This window comes from Pseudomonas sp. GW823-FHT02C02 (genome assembly GCF_058797635.1).
The window spans coordinates 197,575-216,987 of sequence record NZ_JBXAJV010000006.1 but is presented as its reverse complement, the minus strand read 5'-3'; the positions used below and the strand labels follow the sequence as shown (position 1 = coordinate 216,987).

The window sequence follows — 19,413 nt, the reverse complement described above, 5'->3', positions numbered from 1 at the left end:
CGTCAAACACAGCTCTTCCCTGGAGCCAGTTGGCCGGAGCCACAAAGGGCGCAGCGGGATCAAACTGCTAAGTAATCTGGGCCAACGAGCTCATATCGATTTTCCTTTTTGAGACGATCCAGACACGCAGGTATCAAGCAACATGAGTGTTCGCTGCAAGCTCATGCGCGGGCTCAGGCTTGATCTTGAACCAGAGGGCGTACATCGCTGGCAGGAACACCAGGGTCAGCACGGTGCCAGCAAACGTACCGCCAATCAGGGTGTAGGCCAGCGTTCCCCAGAACACCGAATGGGTCAGCGGAATGAACGCCAGCATCGCCGCCAACGCCGTGAGAATCACTGGCCGTGCACGCTGCACAGTGGCTTCGACCACTGCGTCATAAGGCGACAGTCCGGCTTGCTTATTAGAGTGAATCTGGCCAATGAGGATCAGCGTGTTGCGCATCAGAATCCCTGACAAGGCAATCAATCCCACCAAGGCGTTGATCCCGAACGGCTGCTGGAACAGCAGCAGAATTGGCACCACACCAATCAGGCCCAAAGGCGCGGTGGCGAACACCATCATCATTGCCGACATCGAGCGCACCTGAATGATGATGGTCAGCAACATCAGCGCGATCATGATCGGGAACAACGGCAGCAATGCCTTGTTTGCTTTACCCGACTCCTCGATCGCGCCGGCAAACTCAATGCGGTAGCCCGCCGGCAGCTTTTCGATGATAGGTTGCAACTGCGTTATCAAGGCGTTGGAGACATCGGGAGGCTGAAGACCTTCAGCCACGTCACCGCGCACGGTTATTGTCGGCGTACGATCACGACGTCGCAGGATGGGCTCTTCCATGCGCACATCCACCGCCCCTACCTGGGACAGCGAAACGCGCTGGCCTTGGACGCCGTTCAGCGTGAAGGCGGCAATTTTCGATGGATCCAGACGCGTCTCACCAGCGGAGCGAGCGACCACCTGAACCGAACGAATGTCCTCACGCACCTCGGTGACAGGCACCCCCGTGAGCAGAAATTGCAGCTGTTGCGCGACATCGGTCGAGGTCAAGCCGAATGCTTGCAGGCGATCCTGATCCAGCGTGAGATGAAGTGCCGGCACGCGCTCGCCCAAGTCGGTGTTGACGGTTCTCATCATGGGGCTGGCGGTCATGACCTCACGCACCTGCGCGGCGATATCCCGCAACACTGCGGGGTCGGCGCCCATCACCCGAAAGGCCACCGGATACGGTGAGTAAGGACCAAATACCAACTGCGTCACCCGCACGCGGGCTTCAGGCGCCAAACCATCGGCCGTGGCTTGCCTGAGCCGAATCTTGAGCGCCTCACGCTCTTGCTGATTCGCCGTCAGGACGACGATTTTTGCGAAGGATGGATCGGGTAGCTCAGGGGCCATCGCCAAATAGAAGCGTGGCGCGCCCTGGCCAATGTAAGCGGTGACGATCTTGGCTTCCGGCTGCTGAGCCAACCACGCCTCGACCTTGGCCGCCGCCACATCAGTCTGTTCGATAGAGGTGCCGTAAGGCATCTGCACCTCAACCAGCACCTCAGGTCGGTCGGATGTTGGAAAGAACTGCTTCTTGACCACGCCCATGCCCAGAATCGCAACAACAAACAAGCCCACGACGGATGTCGCCACCAGGCCTTTGCGGCGGATCACACTGCCCAGCAGGCGCCTGAAACGCTGGTAGTTCGGTGTACCGTAAATCGCCGTATGCCCGCCTTCAGGCACCTTGATCTGCGGCAGCAGTTTGACGCCCAGGTAAGGGGTAAACACCACGGCCACCACCCAGGAAGTGATCAGCGCAATGCCAACGATCCAGAACATGTTCGCGGTGTACTCACCAGCGGTCGACTTGGCAAAACCGTTGGGCATAAAGCCGATCGCCGTCACCAACGTCCCCGACAACATCGGCGCGGCCGTGTGGCTCCAGGCATAAGCGGAGGCCTTGATTCGGTCGTAGCCCTCCTCCATCTTCACCACCATCATTTCAATGGCAATGATTGCATCGTCCACCAGCAGCCCCAGCGCCAGAATCAACGAGCCCAGGGTAATTCGATCGAAATCTTTGCCCGTGGCCGCCATGACAATGAACACGGCCGCCAGAGTCAGCGGCACCGCTGCGGCAACCACAACGCCGACACGCCAGCCCATGCTGAGAAAACACACCAGCAGCACCACGCCCAAGGCAGCAAAAAACTTCACCATGAACTCGTTGACGGATGCGCCAATATTCACCGCCTGATCCGTGACCTTGGTCAGACTCATGCCCAAAGGCATCTGCTCATTGATCGCTGTTGCCTCAGCATCCAGCGACTTCCCCAAATCCAGGCCGTTCCAGCCATCGCGCATGACCACGCCGAGCAACAGTGCCGGCTCGCCGTTGTTGCGTACCAGGAATGTCGCGGGGTCCTCATAACCGCGCTTGACCTCAGCCACATCGGACAACTTGAGGGTTCTGCCCTGCACTGTCAGCGGGGTATCGCGAATCTTCTGCAGGTCATCAAACGCGCCATCCAGGCGGATGAAAACCTGTGGGCCCTTCGCTTCTACCGAACCTGCCGGGGTTATCATGTTTTGCGTGTTCAGCGCACTGAAGATGTCTCGTGCAGAAATGCCCAGTGTCGCCAGACGCTCGTAGGACAGCTCGACAAAAACGCGCTCGGCCTGTTCACCGATGATGTTGACCTTCTTCACCCCCGCTACATGCAGCAAACGCTGGCGCAAGCTCTCGGCTTCGCGCACCAATAGACGTTGCGGCTCGCCCTTGGCCTTGAGCGCATAGAGCGCGAAGGTGACATCGGAATACTCATCGTTGACCATCGGGCCGATCACCCCAGACGGCAACCCCTTCTGCTCATCCAGAATTTTCTTGCGCGCCTGGTAAAACTCCTCCTGGACCGCTGAGGGCGGCGTGCTGTCGAGCAGGTACACCGTAGTGAATGCCAAACCGGGTCGGGTAAAGGTCTCGGTCCGATCGTACCAACGCAGCTCCTGCATGCGTTTTTCCAGCTTTTCTACCACTTGGTCTTGCATCTCCTGGGCCGTCGCCCCAGGCCAGGCAGTAACCACCGTCATTTGTTTAATGGTGAATGCGGGATCTTCCGCACGCCCCAGTTTGAAGAAGGCGTACAACCCACCCACAGAAATCAGCAGGATCAAAAACAGCGTGATTGAGCGCTCGCGTACGGCCAGCGCCGAAAGATTGAAGCCGCTCATCGACTTACCTCAACCACTGAATTTTGCGGAGCATCGGCGAGTTCAGTCCTGACCTTCTCTCCCTCGCTCAGCAAGTGAGCACCCAATGCGACAACACGATCACCCACCTGCAGATCACCCGTCACGCGCACGCTGGCCTCATTATTCAGGCCACGAACCTTGATCGGGCGCCATGCCACCTGCTCAGGTTCCCCGCCCACCACCCAGACCCCCGGGCCTTTACCGGCGTCGTAGAGGGCCCCCATGGGCACCTGTAATTCCTTGGCATCAGCAACATCCGTGTCAGCGATAACCACTGAGATCGTCGAACCCAGGGTGGCGTTGGAGAGCGCCCCCTCCAGCACATAACGCGCTTCAAACGTTCGGGTCTGTCGGTCGGCAGAGTCGGACAACTGGCGTAAACGCGCATTACCTGCAGTCTGGTGCTGGCCGTACAGCTCAACCCTCGCCGCCGAGCCCAGCGCAGGACGTAACGTCTCGGGCAACTGGATCACCGCCTCGCGCTGCCCTGAATGGGCAACGCGTACCACCACCTGCCCTGCGCCAACTACCTGCCCCGGCTCCGCCAAGGTATCCACTACCACCCCGTCAGCATCCGCCAGCAACGTCGAATAACCGGTCGCGTTTTTCGCCACATCAGCCTGGGCCTGGGCAGCGTTGAGTTGGGCTTTCGCCGAGTCGGCAGCAGCTTTGAACCCTGCATAAGCTGAAGCAGATACCGCTCCGACGGACACCAGATCACGGTAGCGAAGCTCGTCATCGGAGGCCTGCCGAGCTCGGGCCATGGCGGCCAGTACCGCTTCCTTCTGTGCCCGCGCGGTCAGCGTCAGGTCGTTGGCATCGATTCGCATAAGGGGCTGCCCGCGCTTGACACTCTGTCCAGCATCCACCAAACGCTCCAAGACCTTCCCTGGCACCCGAAAACCGAGGTCGCTCTGAATTCGGGCCGCGACGATACCGGTGAATACCCGTGCCGCAGGCGCGGAGGGTTGAACCACGCCGATGCGCACCAAGGGCGTTTGAAGGCGAGGATCGGCAGGCGTGGCCTCGTTGCAGGCCGCTAGGGCAAACGGCAACAAGACAATGAAAATGGCTGACATGCGGTGGCGCTGGATCATAAAGACCTCTCGGTAGCGGATGCATCATGCTTATTCAAGTGACCATTTCTGTCAATAGTCACTACCGAGACGAATGAACATCGCCCACTTGATCAGAGCAGAGCAAAGAGGCTCGATATCTAGTTTTTTCAGGCGCACACGCTGATACGGATGCGCAGCGCATCCGTCAGCAGAGGTTTAAGGCATCAGGCTGCGCAGAACAAGATTGGAGATGAGAGAAGGGGCTTCTTCAACAAAATCGAGGTTGTACTGCAATAGCAGAGGATTCATGAAAGGCCGCAGAGCGAGATGAATCGACTCTACCGTCTCGTCCAGCGGAGTCTTGCGTTCAAACTCGCCGAGCTCTCGCCCCTCACGCACGATTTGCAACACGAAGCTCTTAATCTGAGCGTCATAGACTTGTGAGCTGGGCCATCGCTCCGACGCGGAGAACGCTGCGATGTCGTAGAGTTTACGGTCGTTAAAGAACAGGCTCACACCTGTAGCGATTAAGGTTTTGACCAAGCGCCGAAAACGTTCAGTCGGGGAGATGCCGTCTACATTGATGGCTTGCTCCACTGCCGCAACGATTTCAGTCAGGCAATTTGTACAGATTGCTTCACCAATCGCCTGCTTGGATTCAAAGAATTTGTAGATGTAAGCCTTGGAAAAGCCGATGGCCTTGGCTAGGTCAGAAACTGTTGTTTTGCCATAACCGTATTGACTGAAATGTTCGTTGGCCGCCGCAACAATCTGGTCTCGAATGTCGTGATCGGCTGGGCCACGGGCGCTGGGCGAAGAAACTGATGGCTGATTCATGCGAGCAGCTTACTCATCCCAAAGGTGGTTGACAACTTGTGACCAAATTGTAATATCGTCACAAATCGACCCTTTCGCAGGCATCGCATGCACCCTCCTCCTCGTTTCGCCGTCTTACTGTGTTTGGGTATGGTTGCAGGTTGCTCAGTGGGCCCCGACTACTCAGAACCCCGCGTGGAATTGCCCGAGCATTTCTCGGCGCAAACGTCCAAGGCACGGCAAGTGGACGCTGCAAATGCCGATCTCGCCGCTTGGTGGAATGCATTTAATGACCCGATACTCAGTCAACTGATAAATCGAGCACTTGAACAGAACCTCGATTTAGCCCAGGCAACCGCAAGGATCGAGCAGGCTCGCGCCGGTTTGGGCGCAGCTAACGCAGCCCTCCTGCCGTCGGCTACCGTCAATGGTCAGGCGGCCCGAGCCCGTCAGTCATTGGAGACGCCGTTGGGCCAAGTGCTGAATTCAGCCCCTTCCTATAATCGCTACGGCAGCGCCTATGAGGCGAACTTGAATGCCGGCTGGGAGCTGGATGTGTTTGGCGGGCTGCGCCGAGGTAAAGAAGCGGCCTTCGCCGATTATCAGGCCTCGCAAGCCGGAGCGATTGCCACACGCCTGGCAGTGGTCGCGCAAACAGCCGACCTTTACATCAGCATCCGTGGCCTGCAAGCACGTCTGGAAATTGCCCGGCAGCAAGTAGACACACGACAACAACTGCTCACCACCATCGAACATCTCTACACAAAAGGCCTGGCGGCTGAACTGCAGTTGAACCAGACCCAAGGCGCGCTGAACCAAGCGCAGGCCACCGTGCCGGTACTGCAAGCAGGCATTGACACGGCAATGAATGCGCTGGATGTCATGTTGGGCAAGGCGCCCGGCACTTACAGTGCGCAGTTGACTAAGCTGGCGCCCATCCCTGAGGTGCCAGGCCTCTCGGACATGGGCGCTCCAGCCGACCTGCTGCGTCGGCGTCCAGACTTGATCGTCGCGGAGCGCCGTCTTGCAGCATCCAGCGCGCGCATCGGCGAAGCCATGTCCGAGTACTACCCCAAACTGTCTGTGGCTGCGCTGCTCGGCAGTGCTACATCGGTATCCAGCGCAAACCTGTTCAGCAACGGCGCCAGTCAGGCTTCGGCGGCACTGGGATTACGCTGGCGGCTGTTTGATTTTGGCCGCATCAACGCCCAGATTGATTTGGCAAAGGGCCAGGAAGCCGAAGCCTTGGCCGCTTACCGCCAGTCCGTTCTGCGGGCCTGCGAAGATGTGGAAAGCGCTGTTTCGGCACGGATCAATCGCGAGCAACAATCGACCCAACTCGCCCAAGGCGAGTCGGCGTATGCGAAAGCCAGAGCGACATCGTTTGCCGCCTATGAAAAAGGCGTGGTCAGCTTGATCGAAGTGCTGGATGCCGATGAACATCTCCTAGCGGCATCTGATGGCAGAGCCCAGGCACAAACTGAATCGGCTCGCGCTGCAGTGGCCACGTTCAAAGCCTTGGGTGGCGGTTGGCAGCGAGATGACTCAGATGCTCGCGTTGTCTCAAAAAGAGCGGAAACTCGAATGTTTTTTCCTGATCCAGGGATATCGAAAGAACTCCAATAAAATACGGGCTGGATTAGGATAATCGTAGGGATATATATACTAAAAAGCAGAATAATTTCATTGTAGAACAAATGCTTATTTTTCTGTTCGAGTCCAGGTCGTGAGCCAGACAGCAATATCGAAAAGCCCCTGAATCGAAAGGTTCAGGGGCTTTTTTGTGGCCGCTGGAAAAGCAAAAGGCCGATCTGTCTATTCAACAGATCGGCCTGTTTAGCAGGTGCCGCCGTCAGACATGCTCACTGCTTTTAGCATGAGACGCTCGATGCTCGCTCGATTCATGGGCCGCTTCCACCACCGGAATCTCGTTCCCGTCGCAGTCACGCAGTTTACCTTCGCTGAAGTAATCCCCTTCACGCAACGCCGCCAGATCCTGATATCGAAGAACCCGCTCGGTACCGGCCGCGAACACCGATTGCTGATCCGAGTTACCGGCAGTGAGGTGGTTGAAGGCCAGGTTGAGCACGATGGCCATGATCGCCGAGGAGCTGATGCCCGAGTGGAAGATGGTCGCGAACCAACTTGGGAAGTGGTCGTAGAAATTCGGCGCGGCGATCGGGATCATGCCGAAGCCGATGGAGGTGGCGACGATGATCAGGTTGACATTGTTGCGGTAATCAACCTTGGACAGCGTGCGAATGCCACTGGCCGCCACGGTGCCGAACAGCACGATGCCAGCGCCACCCAGTACCGAGGTCGGTACTGCGGCGATGACCCGGCCCATGAACGGCAGCAGACCGAGTATCACCAGGAACAAGCCACCGGTGGCGACCACGAAACGACTCTTGATGCCGGTCACGGCCACCAGCCCGACGTTCTGGGCGAAGGCGCTTTGGGTGAAGGAGCCGAAGATCGGCGCGATCATGCTCGACAGCATGTCGGCGCGCAGGCCGTTGCCCAGGCGTTTGGAGTCGACCTTGGTGTCGATGATTTCACCGACAGCAAGGATGTCCGCCGAGGTTTCCACCAGGGTCACCATGACCACGATGCACATCGACAGGATCGCGGCAAAATGGAAGGTTGGCATGCCGAAGTGGAACGGGGTCGGGAAGCCGAACATCGGGCCTTGCGTGACCGACGAGAAGTCCGCCATGCCAAGGAACACCGCGAGGATCGTGCCGATGACCATCGCCAGCAGGATCGACAAACGGGAGATGGTCGCGCTGCCAATCTTGCTCAGCAGCAGCACCAACACCAGCGTCACCGCCGCCAGACCGATGTTGGCCATGCTGCCGAAATCCGGGGCATGGCTATTGCCGCCCATGGCCCAGCGTGCAGCCACCGGCATGAGCGTCAAGCCGATGGTGGTGATCACGATGCCCGTCACCAGCGGCGGGAAGAACTTGGTGATTCGCGAGAACACCGGCGTGATCAGTAATCCGATCAACGACGCGGCAATTACCGCCCCGAGAATTGACTGAAAGCCGCCCTCCCCGCCGCTGCTGACAATCGCCACCATCGTCGCGACACCGGAGAAGGACACGCCCTGTACCAGCGGCAACTGACACCCGAAAAACGGTAAACCGAGGGTCTGCAGCAATGTCGCCAAGCCCCCCGCAAACAATGAAGCAGCAATCAACAAACCGATGTCCGCCGGCGAAAGCCCGGCCGCCTGGCCGATGATCAAAGGCACCGCGACGATGCCGCCGTACATGGTCAGAACATGTTGCAGGCCGTAAGCCATATTCGCGCCGACCCCGAGGTTTTCGTCCTCAGGCCGTTGGTGTGAAACATGGGGCGTTTTCATGGTTGGGGGGTTCCCTGGTTTTTTGTTATGCGCACACTGTATGCAAGAGTCAGGACAAATGTCTATAGAGTTGTATACAACTCACCAGTCAGATAATGGACACATGTCCATGTCGCCCTTTAGCTGCGCGCCTTTCCCCTCCAAAAATCTTGAAATACATCCTTCATCTGCCTGCTCCCCTGCCCGCTAGTCTTTTGCATTCCAAGCGACCGCCGGCACGGACGCCCCTCGCTTATACATATAAAGTATGCATAATTAAGTCATTCGAAATTCAGTATCACAAGGCAAAAAACACAGCCAACAAATTAAAGCATCGCGGCATCGCGGCATCAGCCTCGCCGAAACAGAACCGGTGTTTTACGACGAACGAGCACTGACGATTCGGGACAACCATCACGATGAACAACGGTGGATCGTCATGGGCATGGATGCCAAAGCTCGCTTGCTGGTCGTTGCGTACACCTATCGCGATCCGAATTTCGTACGAATCATTTCCGCGCGCCTCGCCAGCAAAAACGAGCGCCGTCGTTATTTGGAGAATTGAACGATGAAAGACGAATACGACTTCAGCAACGCCAAGCGTGGAGCAGTTGCCTCCAGCAAAGGCAAAACCCGAATTACCATCATGCTCGATGATGTCGTCATCGAAGCAGCACGCGCCATGGCGCAGAGCGAGGGGTATGGCTACCAAACAGTGATCAACAACACGCTGCGCCAGGCGCTGCTCAACACCAAGGAACAAACCACCGCGCACGATCAGTACGCGACGGTGGCGAATGGCGGGCATTTCAGAGAAGGCGTTACTGCATCTGAACTGAAGAGCCTGGAGAAAAAACTCTCTGAGGTCTTGAGCGAGATCCATCGTGTGATTGAGCCTTGAGGGTGTGCCGCTTCAAGACCCAAGGGGGGAACGGAGCCTGCCCCACGCAAAGAAAAAGGGCAGATGTTTTGAATCTGCCCTCTCGGGACGATGGCTATGTCACCTGAATCAACCGCCCAAGCACCTGCCGCAACCCCGCATGCTCCGGCACGCGAATCCCGAACTCCCCCTCCAGCAACCCGATCAACTCCTCCACATCTGCAACCTGCCGCCGTTCGCTCTCGGCGCCCACCCGATGAATCGCAAAACTGCCGTTGTTCAACGTGCGCCTCCAGCCATCCCCGGTGCGCGCGACCAACAGTTGCTTGGTAAACGACGATTCCGGATGGGTCGAGACGTACCAGTTACCGATGACGTAGTCGATGTCTTCCTGGCGTTGCAGATCGAAAATGTACATCGGCCGCCACTCGCTGCCGACATTGGCGCGCAGGGTGTAGCCGTCTGCATGGCGCTCGATGCGATACGGTTCGTGGGGCGTGAGTTGTGCCGCATCGTTGTCGAGCAGGAGCGGTGCGGTCGGCACCATGCCGCCGAAGCCGACGTCGGCGATGTAGCGCACGCCGTCCAGCGTGACCAGGCTCAAGCGGTGCGTGCGGGCAGTCCAGGCGCCTTCGGGCTGACCCATGACGACTCGGCCGGTAATGCCGCATGCGTCAAAACCCAATTCCTGAAGCAAGGCTAGAAACGCGTAGTTGAGCTCGTAGCAGTAACCGCCGCGCCCCTCATGCAGGATTTTCCGCTCGATGGATGGCAGGTCGATGCGTACCGGCTCGCCGGACAGCGTGGTGAGGTTTTCAAACGGGAAGGCCCCGGTGTGGCGCAACTGGAGTTGGCGCAAGGTGTCCAGGGTCGGCGCCGGGGGCGCGTCGTAACCCAGGCGCTGCAGGTATGCCGCACGGTTCGTCAGGCGTGGTTCGCTCATTGCTCGGTCCTTATGCAGGGGCCGCGGATCTCTCCGCCGATGGGCGCCATGTATAAGGGAAAAAGCGGTTCGACTGACAATTGATTTAGCCAATCGCCCACCCTCTGAACATCAACGCTGTTTGCGCGAACTCAAGCTAATCCACGTTGGCGCATGGTCGCTGGCGTGCGGTTCGTTGCGCACCCAGGCATCGACCCCAGCCTCGTGCAGATAGGGGCTCAGCGCCGGGTTAAGTAGCAAGTGATCGATGCGCAACCCCGAGTTCTTCTGCCAGTGCTGGCGGAAATAATCCCAGAAGGTGTAGAGCCGATCCTCCGGGTACAGATGACGCAGGGAATCGGTCCAGCCCTGATCCAGCAAGCGCTGGTAACACTCGCGACTTTCCGGTTGCAGCAACGCGTCCTTGAGCCACGAGCGCGGGTTGTAGATGTCCAGGTCGGTGGGCACCACGTTGTAGTCGCCGGCCAGCACCACCGGATGCTCGCTGCTTTGCAGGTCCTTGGCATAGGCGATCAGCCGTTCGAACCACGCCAGTTTGTAGTCGAACTTCGGCCCGGGTTGCGGATTGCCGTTGGGCAAATACAGGCAGCCCACCAGAATCCCGTGCACCGCAGCTTCCAGGTAGCGACTGTGCGTGTCGGTGTCATCTCCCGGCAGACCGCGCCGACTCTCCAAAGGCTGCGCATCACGGGCCAGAATCGCCACCCCGTTCCACGACGACTGGCCTTGCCAGATAGCGCCGTAGCCAATGGCCTCAAGCTCGGCGGCCGGGAATGCGCTGTCGACCGACTTGAGCTCCTGCAAACAGGCAATGTCCGGTTTTTCTCGCTCAAGCCAGGCCAGCAAATTCGGCAGCCGGGCACGCATGCCGTTGACGTTGAAAGTGGCAATTTTCAGGTTTTTCATAGGCCGGGGCTCACAACGGATGGACGATATCCAGTTGTGACCGGAGTGCGCCATGGCAGTTGCGACGACAACTGAAACAGGCGACTAAAGGTCCCCCTCACAAAGGATGCTCGTCACGCGATGCCTTGAGCAATGGCAGCAGCGCCTGGTTTTCCATCGGCCGGCTGAGGTAGAAACCCTGCACCTCATGGCACTCGTCCGAGATAAGGAAGTCCAGTTGTTCCAGGGTCTCGACGCCCTCTGCGGTCACCGTCAGCCCCATGGCCTTGCCCAGGTTGATGATCGCCTGCACCACCGCACGGTCGTTACCGGTGCCGCTCATGGACGAGATGAAGCGCTTGTCGATCTTGATCCCGTCGAACGGATACGTGCGCAGATAACCCAGCGATGAATAACCAGTGCCGAAGTCGTCCATGTTCAGGCGCACACCCAGCTCCTTCAGCGAGTTCATGGTCGCGAGCGCGCCGTCGACATCGTTGAGCATCACATTTTCGGTGATCTCCAGCTCCAGTCGACTGGCCGGCAAACGACTCTGGATCAACGCCTCCCTGACATCCTCCACCACGTCACTGCGAACAAACTGCACGGGCGACAGGTTGACCGATACCATCAGCTCACCCGGCCAGGTCAGTGCCGTCTCGCACGCCTCACGTAAAACCCAGCGCCCCAAGGGCACGATCAGATCGGTCTGTTCGGCCAATGGAATAAACGAGTCGGGCCCCAGCAACCCCTGCACAGGATGCTGCCAGCGCAGCAACGCTTCGACCGAGACGATCTGCTTGCCATCGACGTGATAACGAGGCTGATAGTGCATCACGAACTCATTGTTCTTGATCGCCTGACGCAGGTCGTTTTCGAGTTTGCGGCGATGCTGGATCTGGTCATTCATGTGCGGCGCAAAGTAGCACCAGGTTTTCTTGCCGTCGGATTTGGCCTGATACAGCGCGATGTCGGCACATCGAATCAACTCCTCCGGCATGTGCCCCTGACGCCGGCTCAAGGCGATACCGATGCTCGCACCGATGTGCAGCGCGTGATGGTCATAGTGGATCGGCTGGTGCAGGCTTTGGAGGATACGTTCGCATATGCGGTCGATTTCCGTGTGGATGTCCATTCCATTGAGTACCAGCACAAACTCGTCGCCGCCCAGTCGGGCGACCAGGTCAATGTCCCTCGTGCACTCACGCAAACGGGTAGCCACCTCCAGCAACACCGCATCGCCCGCCGGGTGGCCGAGGGAATCATTGATCGGCTTGAAGTTGTCCAGGTCGATCATCAACAACGTCAGCGGCGCCGAATGCTCCTTCAGCACCAAAGCGTCTTCGAGGTAGCGCGCCAGCTTGTTGCGATTGGGCAGGCCAGTCAGCGCGTCGTGCAACGACAGATGCTGGATCTGCGCATGGGCGGCGACTTCATCGGTGATGTCACTGGCCGTGCCGCGGTAACCCACCACCGCGCCTTTGCTGAGGATCGGTCGCGCCGATACCCGACTGATCCGTTGCTGCCCCGACTGTTCGCGATAGGAGCAACGCAGGTGGCTGACGCTGTGCTCTTCGTCGAGCTTGTTCAGCCACAGCGACAAGGGCGTAGTGTCGCAATACAACAACTGCTCGATGCCCTGCCCCAGCCATTGCTGATCGGAAAACCCGGTGACGGCGCCAAAACGCCCCGACAGGTACGTGATGCGATGCTGGTCATCGATTTCCCATATCCAGTCAGACGCGGCCTCGGCCACTGCACGAAAGCGTTCTTCACTGGCCTCCAGCGCCTGGTTCGACAAATCGAGTTTGATGTAACTGGCATCCACGTGCCCGGACGTGCGCAACACGTAACGAAAGAAGTAAGCCGTCAACAACGCGAGAATCAACAGCGCGCCGCCCAGTGGCGGCAGCAGTGACCAAAGCAGCTGATGGCCTGGCTGCTCGAGCTGCGAGACCAAACTATAACCGGTGCCCGTGAGTCCGACCGCAGGCTGACCGGGAGCAAGGGTGTTGTCAGGTGCGAGACTCAAGTCATGCAAACCATAGTCGGCACTCAAGGCGCTGAGCTTCTGCGAACTCAATTGATCGACGAACACCAGCACCGACGTGCTTTGGGGATCGACCGCCGGTCTTTCGTCATTGGGCACGATCGCCGCCGCCGTCAATAGCGCGGGCTGCCCCTCGAAGAGCGTGAACCGGCTGATGGGGGCAAGCAGGCTTTCCTGGCCCTGCACCTCCTTGATCAGTGCTGCCATCGCTATCGACAGCCAGGCCGCCGCGTCGCCCTGGACCTGAAGGCCGCGCACCACGGCGTATTTGGTTCGCTGAGGGTCGACCACAAAAACGCCGTCGTAATGATCCAGGGTGAACAGGGTTTTGCCCATGTTCTGCTCAACGTAAGCCCACTGCGCGTCAACTTCGCCATTCAAATGATCGTAGGCCGTGGTCCAGTTTGCATAACTGGCAACGTAGTTTTTCGAGGCTGAGATGCGGTTTTCCAGCGCGCGCTGGGTGTAGAACGTGGTCTTGGCCAAGTCCTGGGCATCGAGCCGGCCGGCAATGTTGAACAACGCAACCAGAGCAATCAGCACCCCCAATACAAATACCAGCCCGACAGACCAGACCAGGTTCCGTGTGATCGGTGTATGGCGCGCTGGTGCGGCGGCGGTCGTGGCGGTCAATTCCATGCATGGGATCCTGTCAATCGATTGCCTGCGTCCATTGACCATAGCAGCCAGGGTCCAACATCGCGCCACGACTATTGCCAATCGGCAGCCGCAACCCTGTAATGACGCGCATCACACGTCAACCTGCAACAGGAGGGCACCGTGCTCCACGAACGGATCATGCCGGATGGGCGAACACGCACTCGCTACGGTCCAGCATCATTGATGAGAAATGGCCGTTGGTGCGGGAGAGTCTTGAGAAGAAGCTGAACGGATACAGCCCTCTCTGACACCTGCAAAACGACTGTGGGTACGAGCCAGTTCGCGAAGACGGTGATCACGCTCGTCGATCGGCCCCACCACTCGTCATCCAACCGGCACCAACCGCCCCACCCTTCACACCAACATCAGGTAACGACTCATCTTTGGAGACGTACCCTGATGAACATCAAAATGACTTCGATGTTTCTGGCCGGATTGCTGAGCGTCGCTTCGGCGGCCACCTTTGCGGCCTCCGGCGATGGTGCTGATGCGACCGGTACGAAATCCGGCGCTACCAGCGGTTCGACCATGCCGCCCGATAACACCCCCGGCTCGCCCTCCTCCGGAAACAGTACGGATTCGGGTGGTGGCTCCGGTACCGGCACCAGCGGTGGGGCCAGCGGTTCAGGTTCCGGCGCGGGCGGCGGCACCGGTGCTGCCGGCGGTGGTACCGGTGGGGCTGGAGGTGGAACAGGCAGCTGAACGCATAAAAGCAGGCCGTGATGAACATCGCGGCCTGCTTTCATACGACACCTTCATAGCCGCTTGACGGGGGGTGGCTCCCACTTACCGTTAAGCGCCTCGGGCTTGGGTCCGTACAAGCGCATCGTCAAGTTGAACGGACCTTTTGGCGCGGGCAGCCAATTGGCTTCAAGTTCCTTTCCGGGACTTTCGTTCTGGAAGTAAATATCCAACGATTGATCCGCATTGGTCTTGAACGGCATCCAACTGCTGACCGCAAAACGGTTGAGTTCGTTGCCGACCTGGAACCCTTCAGAGTCGTACAGGGTGATCGACCAGAAAGCACTCACGGGCGGCACCTCTCCCTTGTCGAAATGCAGCACGTACTTGTTAGAACCGTCGAGCGGCCTGCCTTTGTCATCGCCGATATTTAACGGATAAATCGCATCCTCGGGCAGGTTGGCGCCGAGCCCGACTTGCGCAACGATGGCGCGTTTAAGGTAGTAGTTACCATAGACGCCCATGGTGTCGGTATTCATCGACCAACCGTTGACCACGCGCGCGAGGGTTGCAACCTTCCACTTCATCAGCGCCTGAGCTTCCTGTGGCACGGTTTGAAGTGCCGCCTGGACATCGGGATCGATTGCATCGAAATTAAACGGCTTGCCGGCCTCGATACCAATGCGCTGCATTTGCGCCAGTATCGGCTGGTCGGTGATGTGGGGCGGGTGCACTTTGAGCAGCGCGGCGGCGTAGACGAAGTAATCGGCCGCTGACATCGTATCGATCTGAATTTTTGGCGGCGTCTTCATGTCCACCGCCGGGTCGATGTGCACCTTGATCGGTTCAACCTTTTCGCCTAGCCGCGACAACGGCGTCACGGTATAGCCCGCCTGAATCTTATGCACCGCAGCGTAGTCCGCAACTCCGTCGGTCTTGGTGCGACCAATGACCCAGACAAAAGGTGTGGGGGCGGGTAAATGATTCAATCCGGGCGGCACCGTTCCGGTCCATCCCGGCGGCGTCACCAGAAACTGACTGGCCTCTGTACCTGTCGTGCGCCAACCTGGCGAGGCAAAGACATCGCTCCACATATCAAGCATCGGCAACAAGTAAAATCGCCCGGCGGTGTCCGGTGCACTAATCACCAGCGGCTCCTGGGTCAAGTCGAGCCAGGCGATGGAGTACAGGGTGTCGAAGTTCGACCGCACCACTCCCTTGAAATCTGCGGGCGGGTACTGCGGCACACTCACAAACATGTTCATCGGGCCCTTGCCAAACTCTTTGCCGGGTTCGATGTTGGTGAACTGCTTGCGGGTAATATCCATGGTCAACAGCGGGTAAAAATACAGGTAGGCATCCACGCCGATGGCGTGAGCTTCTTGCTGCGTGATTTTCGATTGAGCCTGGCTGGCCAGCGGAAAGACAGCACAGGCTGCCAGAGTTAGAGCAACGGCTGTCAATGCTTGAGGTATCAACATTTCGGCGATCGTCCGTGCAATGGGGAGGTCTGCCGGGCTCGGCAGAGCTACGGACACTCTAGACGATCAAAACAATTGGATCTGACAGGGAGACCGACGGACGAGCGACTGTTGCACAGCTGAAACAACTGCAACCAATGCTTAACGATCCGAGCGCATCAACGCCTCCACACCGCCCTCAAGCGACAACACGGCCGAACGGTTTCGACCCGAATGCTTGGCCTGATAAAGCGCCGCATCCGCTCGTTCGATGAACAGTTCGATGCTGTCTCGCCCGGTCGGCACGAACGCGTAACAGCCAAGACTGACCGTCACATATCCGGTGGGTGAACCGTTGTGGGTGATGTTCTTGTCCATGACGCTGCGGCGGATCTGTTCGGCAATCACCAACGCACCGTGAATGTCGGTGTCAGGCAGCAGCACCGCAAACTCCTCGCCGCCATAACGCACCGCCAGGTCTGCTTTGCGGTGGCAGCAACCCTTGACCGCACGCGCCACTTCCGCCAGGCAGTGGTCCCCTGCGACGTGGCCGTAAGCATCGTTGTAGCGTTTGAAGTAATCGATATCGAGCATGATCAGGCTCAGCGAACTCGACTGCCGGGCGCCTCGGCCAAACTCGATGTCCAGCGCCTGCTCGAACAGTCGGCGATTGGCCAGGCCCGTCAGGCTGTCATGAGTCGCAATCAGCTTCAGTGCTTCCTTGGCCTTGCGCAAATCGGCCTCGACCCGCACGCCGACGCGCACCTGGCGAACGAACACCCAACCGAACAGACCGACACCCAGCACCACCAAGGCAACGATGACGCAGGATTGAAATGCGGTGTCGTACCAATCCTTGAGAATCGAATCCCTGGACGATGCCGCCGAGACCACCAGCGGATAGGCGTCGAGTTGACGGTAGCCATACAAACGTACAACGCCATCGATCACCGAACTGATCATCGCGTTGCCGGCGGGCGCGTTGGGCAAGAGTTTATGAAAGATTTCGCCCTTGGCCAGGGATGTGCCGATCTGTGATTCTACAAACGGCCTTCGCGCCAGCAACGTGCCGTCGGTCAGCGCCAAAAACATCGAGCCGTTGTCATCGATGCTGAAGCTTTTGAAGAACTGATCGAAATAGGCCATTTTGATTCCGGCCAACACCACGCCCTGGAAGTTGCCGTTCTTGTCGTTCACCCGTTTGGACACCGGAATGATCCACTCTCCATTTTCCCGACTGCGAAGTGCCGGCCCGATGTGCGCGAGGGTGGATGCGTTCTGCTGGTGGAACGTGAAGTACTCTCGATCCGACACGCCCGGACCGCGGGTCAAATCATCGAACGACGTCACGACCCACTGCCCTTGCTTGTCGAACAGAAATATCCCGTGCAATTGGTCGAGCGCCTGCGCCCGCCGGGCAAAGGTTTTCTGCAAGCGTGGCTTTTGTGCCGCGCCGTAGCCATCGACCTGAATCCAGTCCACCAGACTGGTCAACACCAGGTCGGCTTTCATGAAGGTGTCTTCGGCCTGCTGTGCCATGGCGCGAGCCAGGTTCGAAGACGCGACTTGCGCCACGTCCAGCGCGTGGCGCCGCGATTGCTCCAGTTGCAGATAAAGCAGACCACAGAGGCACAGGCACACCGTCGCGATAAACAGCACCGCTGCCTTGAGCAGAGATAACCGTTTCAAAGCGCCGCCAGGAGTTTGCTGCGGGTCTTGAGTGAGGATAGGCAAAAGCTCGTCCTGTAAGGGCAAGGCATGGGCAAAGGCCCAAAGCCCTTAATTTTTGTGAGCTTAGTCTACCCGCTAGTGTGGGGCAATTGTCCTTTGGCCAGCCGCCGCATCGCACTGTGCAAATGCGCCCGAGCACTTTCGGCATCGCCCAGGCGCATTTGCTCGTAGGCCCGCCGGGCAATGTCGTGGGGTACCGGTTTGAGTTCGCGCTGGGTCGCCATGGCCATCAGTTGCACTTGCGCGGCACGCTCCAGGTAGTACAAATCATCCCAGGCTTCGGCGATGGTCGGCCCGGCGACAATCACCCCGTGGTTCTTGAGGAACAGGATGTCGGCGTTGCCCATGACACTGGCGATCCGGTCGCCTTCGGATTCATCGAGGGCCAGGCCGTTGTAGTTTTCGTCCACCGCCGTGCGGCCGTAAAATTTCAGCGCCGTCTGGCCCAACCACAACAGCGGCGGACCTTGCAGCAAGCACAACGCCGTGGCGTGAGGCATGTGAGTGTGGAACGCCACTTTCACCCTCGGCAGCTGTTTGTGCAGTCGGGCATGGATGTAAAACGCGGTCGCCTCGGGCTGTCCTTCGCCGTCCACGACATTGCCGTGGAAGTCGCACACCAGCAGATTCTGCGCCGTCACCTCGGCGAATGCGTACCCGTAGGGATTCACAAAAAACAGATCATCCCGGCCCGGCACCATCGCCGAAAAATGGTTACAGATGCCCTCCTCCAGGCCATGCAGCGCGGCCAGTTGAAAACACGCAGCCAACTCGGTGCGGGCGGTGATGACGGCATGTGAATCGAGGTTGAGATCGGCATAACGCGCGGAACGCGAACCGCCTGCAAGGGTGTGTGCCATGACGAGGTCTCCGTGTTTTGTTACCAGCCGAGGGATGTGAATAAAGGCACGACCTGATCCAGCGTGCTCAATATCTCATCGGGTCGGTAATCCGGCAGCAATTGCCGACCGGTGCCACGGTCAATCCATACACAACGAAAGTGCATGTCTCGGGCGGCGGTGTGATCCAGTGTCGGGCTGGCGCAGATGTGCACTACTTGATCTCGACTGACACCGAGCTGCTCATGAGCGTAGTCAAACAGGCGCGGATTCGGCTTGTACGCCCCGGCCTGTTGCGCAGTGATGACTCGATCGATATGCCCCCCGAGTTGCTCGACGTTGCCGGCGATGATGTCGTCGTCGGTGTTGGAGACGATGCACAGTTTGAAACCCATTGCCTTGAGTTTCGCGAGGGTCTCGATCACCTCAGGGAACGGCGGCATCCGCGGAATCGCGCCGGCCAACCGCTGACTGTCTTCGGGCCGACTCGTCAGCCCCAACTCCTCCAGGGCGAGCTGCAACCCGAGCGTGCTCAGTTGGCGAAACGAGCGATGCGGTGGAGTCTGCTCCAGCCGATGTTCATGCCGGTCGTAGACCTCGATGAGGCGATCGGCTTCAACGCTGTGGTCGCCCTTGTCGTGCAGGATGTCGGCGACCACGGCCTTGAGGCCTTCATCCCACTGGATCAACGTGCCGTAACAATCGAAGGTTAGCCATTCGGGACGCGGGGTATTTTCGAGTGTCATGTTTGTATCCTCTGAAGGGTGATCTTCAGATTACGAGCCGCTAGTGATAGTGTGAAATTAAATTAATGTCGATT

Annotated in this window: 14 protein-coding genes and 1 pseudogene; 4 read left to right on the top strand and 11 right to left on the bottom strand. The window is 58.6% G+C overall.

Translation table 11 applies throughout. The features are described 5' to 3' along the window. Positions 1-133: 133 nt before the first annotated feature. The 3 genes from AC1ROI_RS12965 to AC1ROI_RS12955 form a co-directional block, all read right to left on the bottom strand. On the bottom strand, positions 134-3,220 hold the full coding sequence (locus tag AC1ROI_RS12965) for an efflux RND transporter permease subunit (RefSeq protein WP_077750246.1): 3,087 nt from the start codon (positions 3,218-3,220) through the stop codon (positions 134-136). Next, on the bottom strand, positions 3,217-4,338 hold the full coding sequence (locus AC1ROI_RS12960) for an efflux RND transporter periplasmic adaptor subunit (RefSeq protein ID WP_102599712.1): 1,122 nt from the start codon (positions 4,336-4,338) through the stop codon (positions 3,217-3,219). The genes AC1ROI_RS12965 and AC1ROI_RS12960 overlap by 4 nt, the downstream gene beginning before the upstream one ends. A 177-nt stretch (positions 4,339-4,515) precedes the next feature. Next, a complete protein-coding gene (locus tag AC1ROI_RS12955; protein WP_010456071.1) occupies positions 4,516-5,136 on the bottom strand; it encodes a TetR/AcrR family transcriptional regulator in 621 nt (206 codons plus the stop codon). Between the two features lie 87 nt (positions 5,137-5,223). Here AC1ROI_RS12955 and AC1ROI_RS12950 point away from each other — a divergent pair, with 87 nt between their 5' ends. Next, positions 5,224-6,741, top strand: coding sequence for an efflux transporter outer membrane subunit (locus AC1ROI_RS12950; protein WP_102594053.1), 1,518 nt, complete (start codon positions 5,224-5,226; stop codon positions 6,739-6,741). Between the two features lie 226 nt (positions 6,742-6,967). On the opposite strand, the gene AC1ROI_RS12945 is transcribed toward AC1ROI_RS12950, so the two are convergent. Then, positions 6,968-8,485, bottom strand: a complete 1,518-nt coding sequence (locus AC1ROI_RS12945; protein WP_077750249.1) for a nucleobase:cation symporter-2 family protein — start codon at positions 8,483-8,485, stop codon at positions 6,968-6,970. Positions 8,486-8,739: 254 nt separating this feature from the next. Between AC1ROI_RS12945 and AC1ROI_RS12940 the strand changes: the two are divergent. After that, positions 8,740-9,029 (top strand): annotated as a pseudogene (locus tag AC1ROI_RS12940) (BrnT family toxin). 3 nt (positions 9,030-9,032) lie between these two features. After that, positions 9,033-9,365: a BrnA antitoxin family protein gene (locus AC1ROI_RS12935; protein ID WP_102594052.1), complete on the top strand. Its 333-nt coding sequence runs from the start codon at positions 9,033-9,035 to the stop codon at positions 9,363-9,365. A 94-nt stretch (positions 9,366-9,459) separates the two neighbouring features. Here the strand turns inward: AC1ROI_RS12935 and AC1ROI_RS12930 are convergent, their stop codons facing one another. From AC1ROI_RS12930 to AC1ROI_RS12920, 3 genes are all read right to left on the bottom strand, one after another. Next, positions 9,460-10,287 carry an arylamine N-acetyltransferase family protein gene (locus tag AC1ROI_RS12930; RefSeq protein ID WP_102594051.1) on the bottom strand — a complete coding sequence of 276 codons (828 nt, stop codon included), beginning with the start codon at positions 10,285-10,287 and terminating at the stop codon, positions 9,460-9,462. 111 nt (positions 10,288-10,398) lie between these two features. Further along, positions 10,399-11,193, bottom strand: coding sequence for an exodeoxyribonuclease III (locus tag AC1ROI_RS12925; RefSeq protein WP_102594050.1), 795 nt, complete (start codon positions 11,191-11,193; stop codon positions 10,399-10,401). 97 nt (positions 11,194-11,290) lie between these two features. Continuing rightward, a complete protein-coding gene (locus AC1ROI_RS12920; protein ID WP_102594049.1) occupies positions 11,291-13,861 on the bottom strand; it encodes a bifunctional diguanylate cyclase/phosphodiesterase in 2,571 nt (856 codons plus the stop codon). A gap of 420 nt (positions 13,862-14,281) precedes the next feature. Between AC1ROI_RS12920 and AC1ROI_RS12915 the strand changes: the two genes are divergently transcribed. After that, positions 14,282-14,584, top strand: a complete 303-nt coding sequence (locus AC1ROI_RS12915; protein ID WP_370693227.1) for a hypothetical protein — start codon at positions 14,282-14,284, stop codon at positions 14,582-14,584. A 53-nt stretch (positions 14,585-14,637) separates the two neighbouring features. On the opposite strand, the gene AC1ROI_RS12910 is transcribed toward AC1ROI_RS12915, so the two are convergent. The 4 genes from AC1ROI_RS12910 to AC1ROI_RS12895 all read right to left on the bottom strand — a co-directional run bounded on the left by AC1ROI_RS12910 (position 14,638) and on the right by AC1ROI_RS12895 (position 19,339). Beyond that, entirely contained in the window at positions 14,638-16,044 is a 1,407-nt protein-coding gene (locus AC1ROI_RS12910; RefSeq protein ID WP_102594048.1) for a DUF1254 domain-containing protein, read from the bottom strand. A 141-nt stretch (positions 16,045-16,185) separates the two neighbouring features. After that, positions 16,186-17,757 carry a sensor domain-containing diguanylate cyclase gene (locus AC1ROI_RS12905; RefSeq protein ID WP_102594047.1) on the bottom strand — a complete coding sequence of 524 codons (1,572 nt, stop codon included), beginning with the start codon at positions 17,755-17,757 and terminating at the stop codon, positions 16,186-16,188. A gap of 65 nt (positions 17,758-17,822) precedes the next feature. After that, positions 17,823-18,614, bottom strand: a complete 792-nt coding sequence (locus tag AC1ROI_RS12900) for an aldolase (protein WP_102594046.1) — start codon at positions 18,612-18,614, stop codon at positions 17,823-17,825. A 20-nt stretch (positions 18,615-18,634) separates the two neighbouring features. Continuing rightward, positions 18,635-19,339 carry a haloacid dehalogenase type II gene (locus AC1ROI_RS12895; protein ID WP_102594045.1) on the bottom strand — a complete coding sequence of 235 codons (705 nt, stop codon included), beginning with the start codon at positions 19,337-19,339 and terminating at the stop codon, positions 18,635-18,637. Positions 19,340-19,413: the final 74 nt, after the last annotated feature.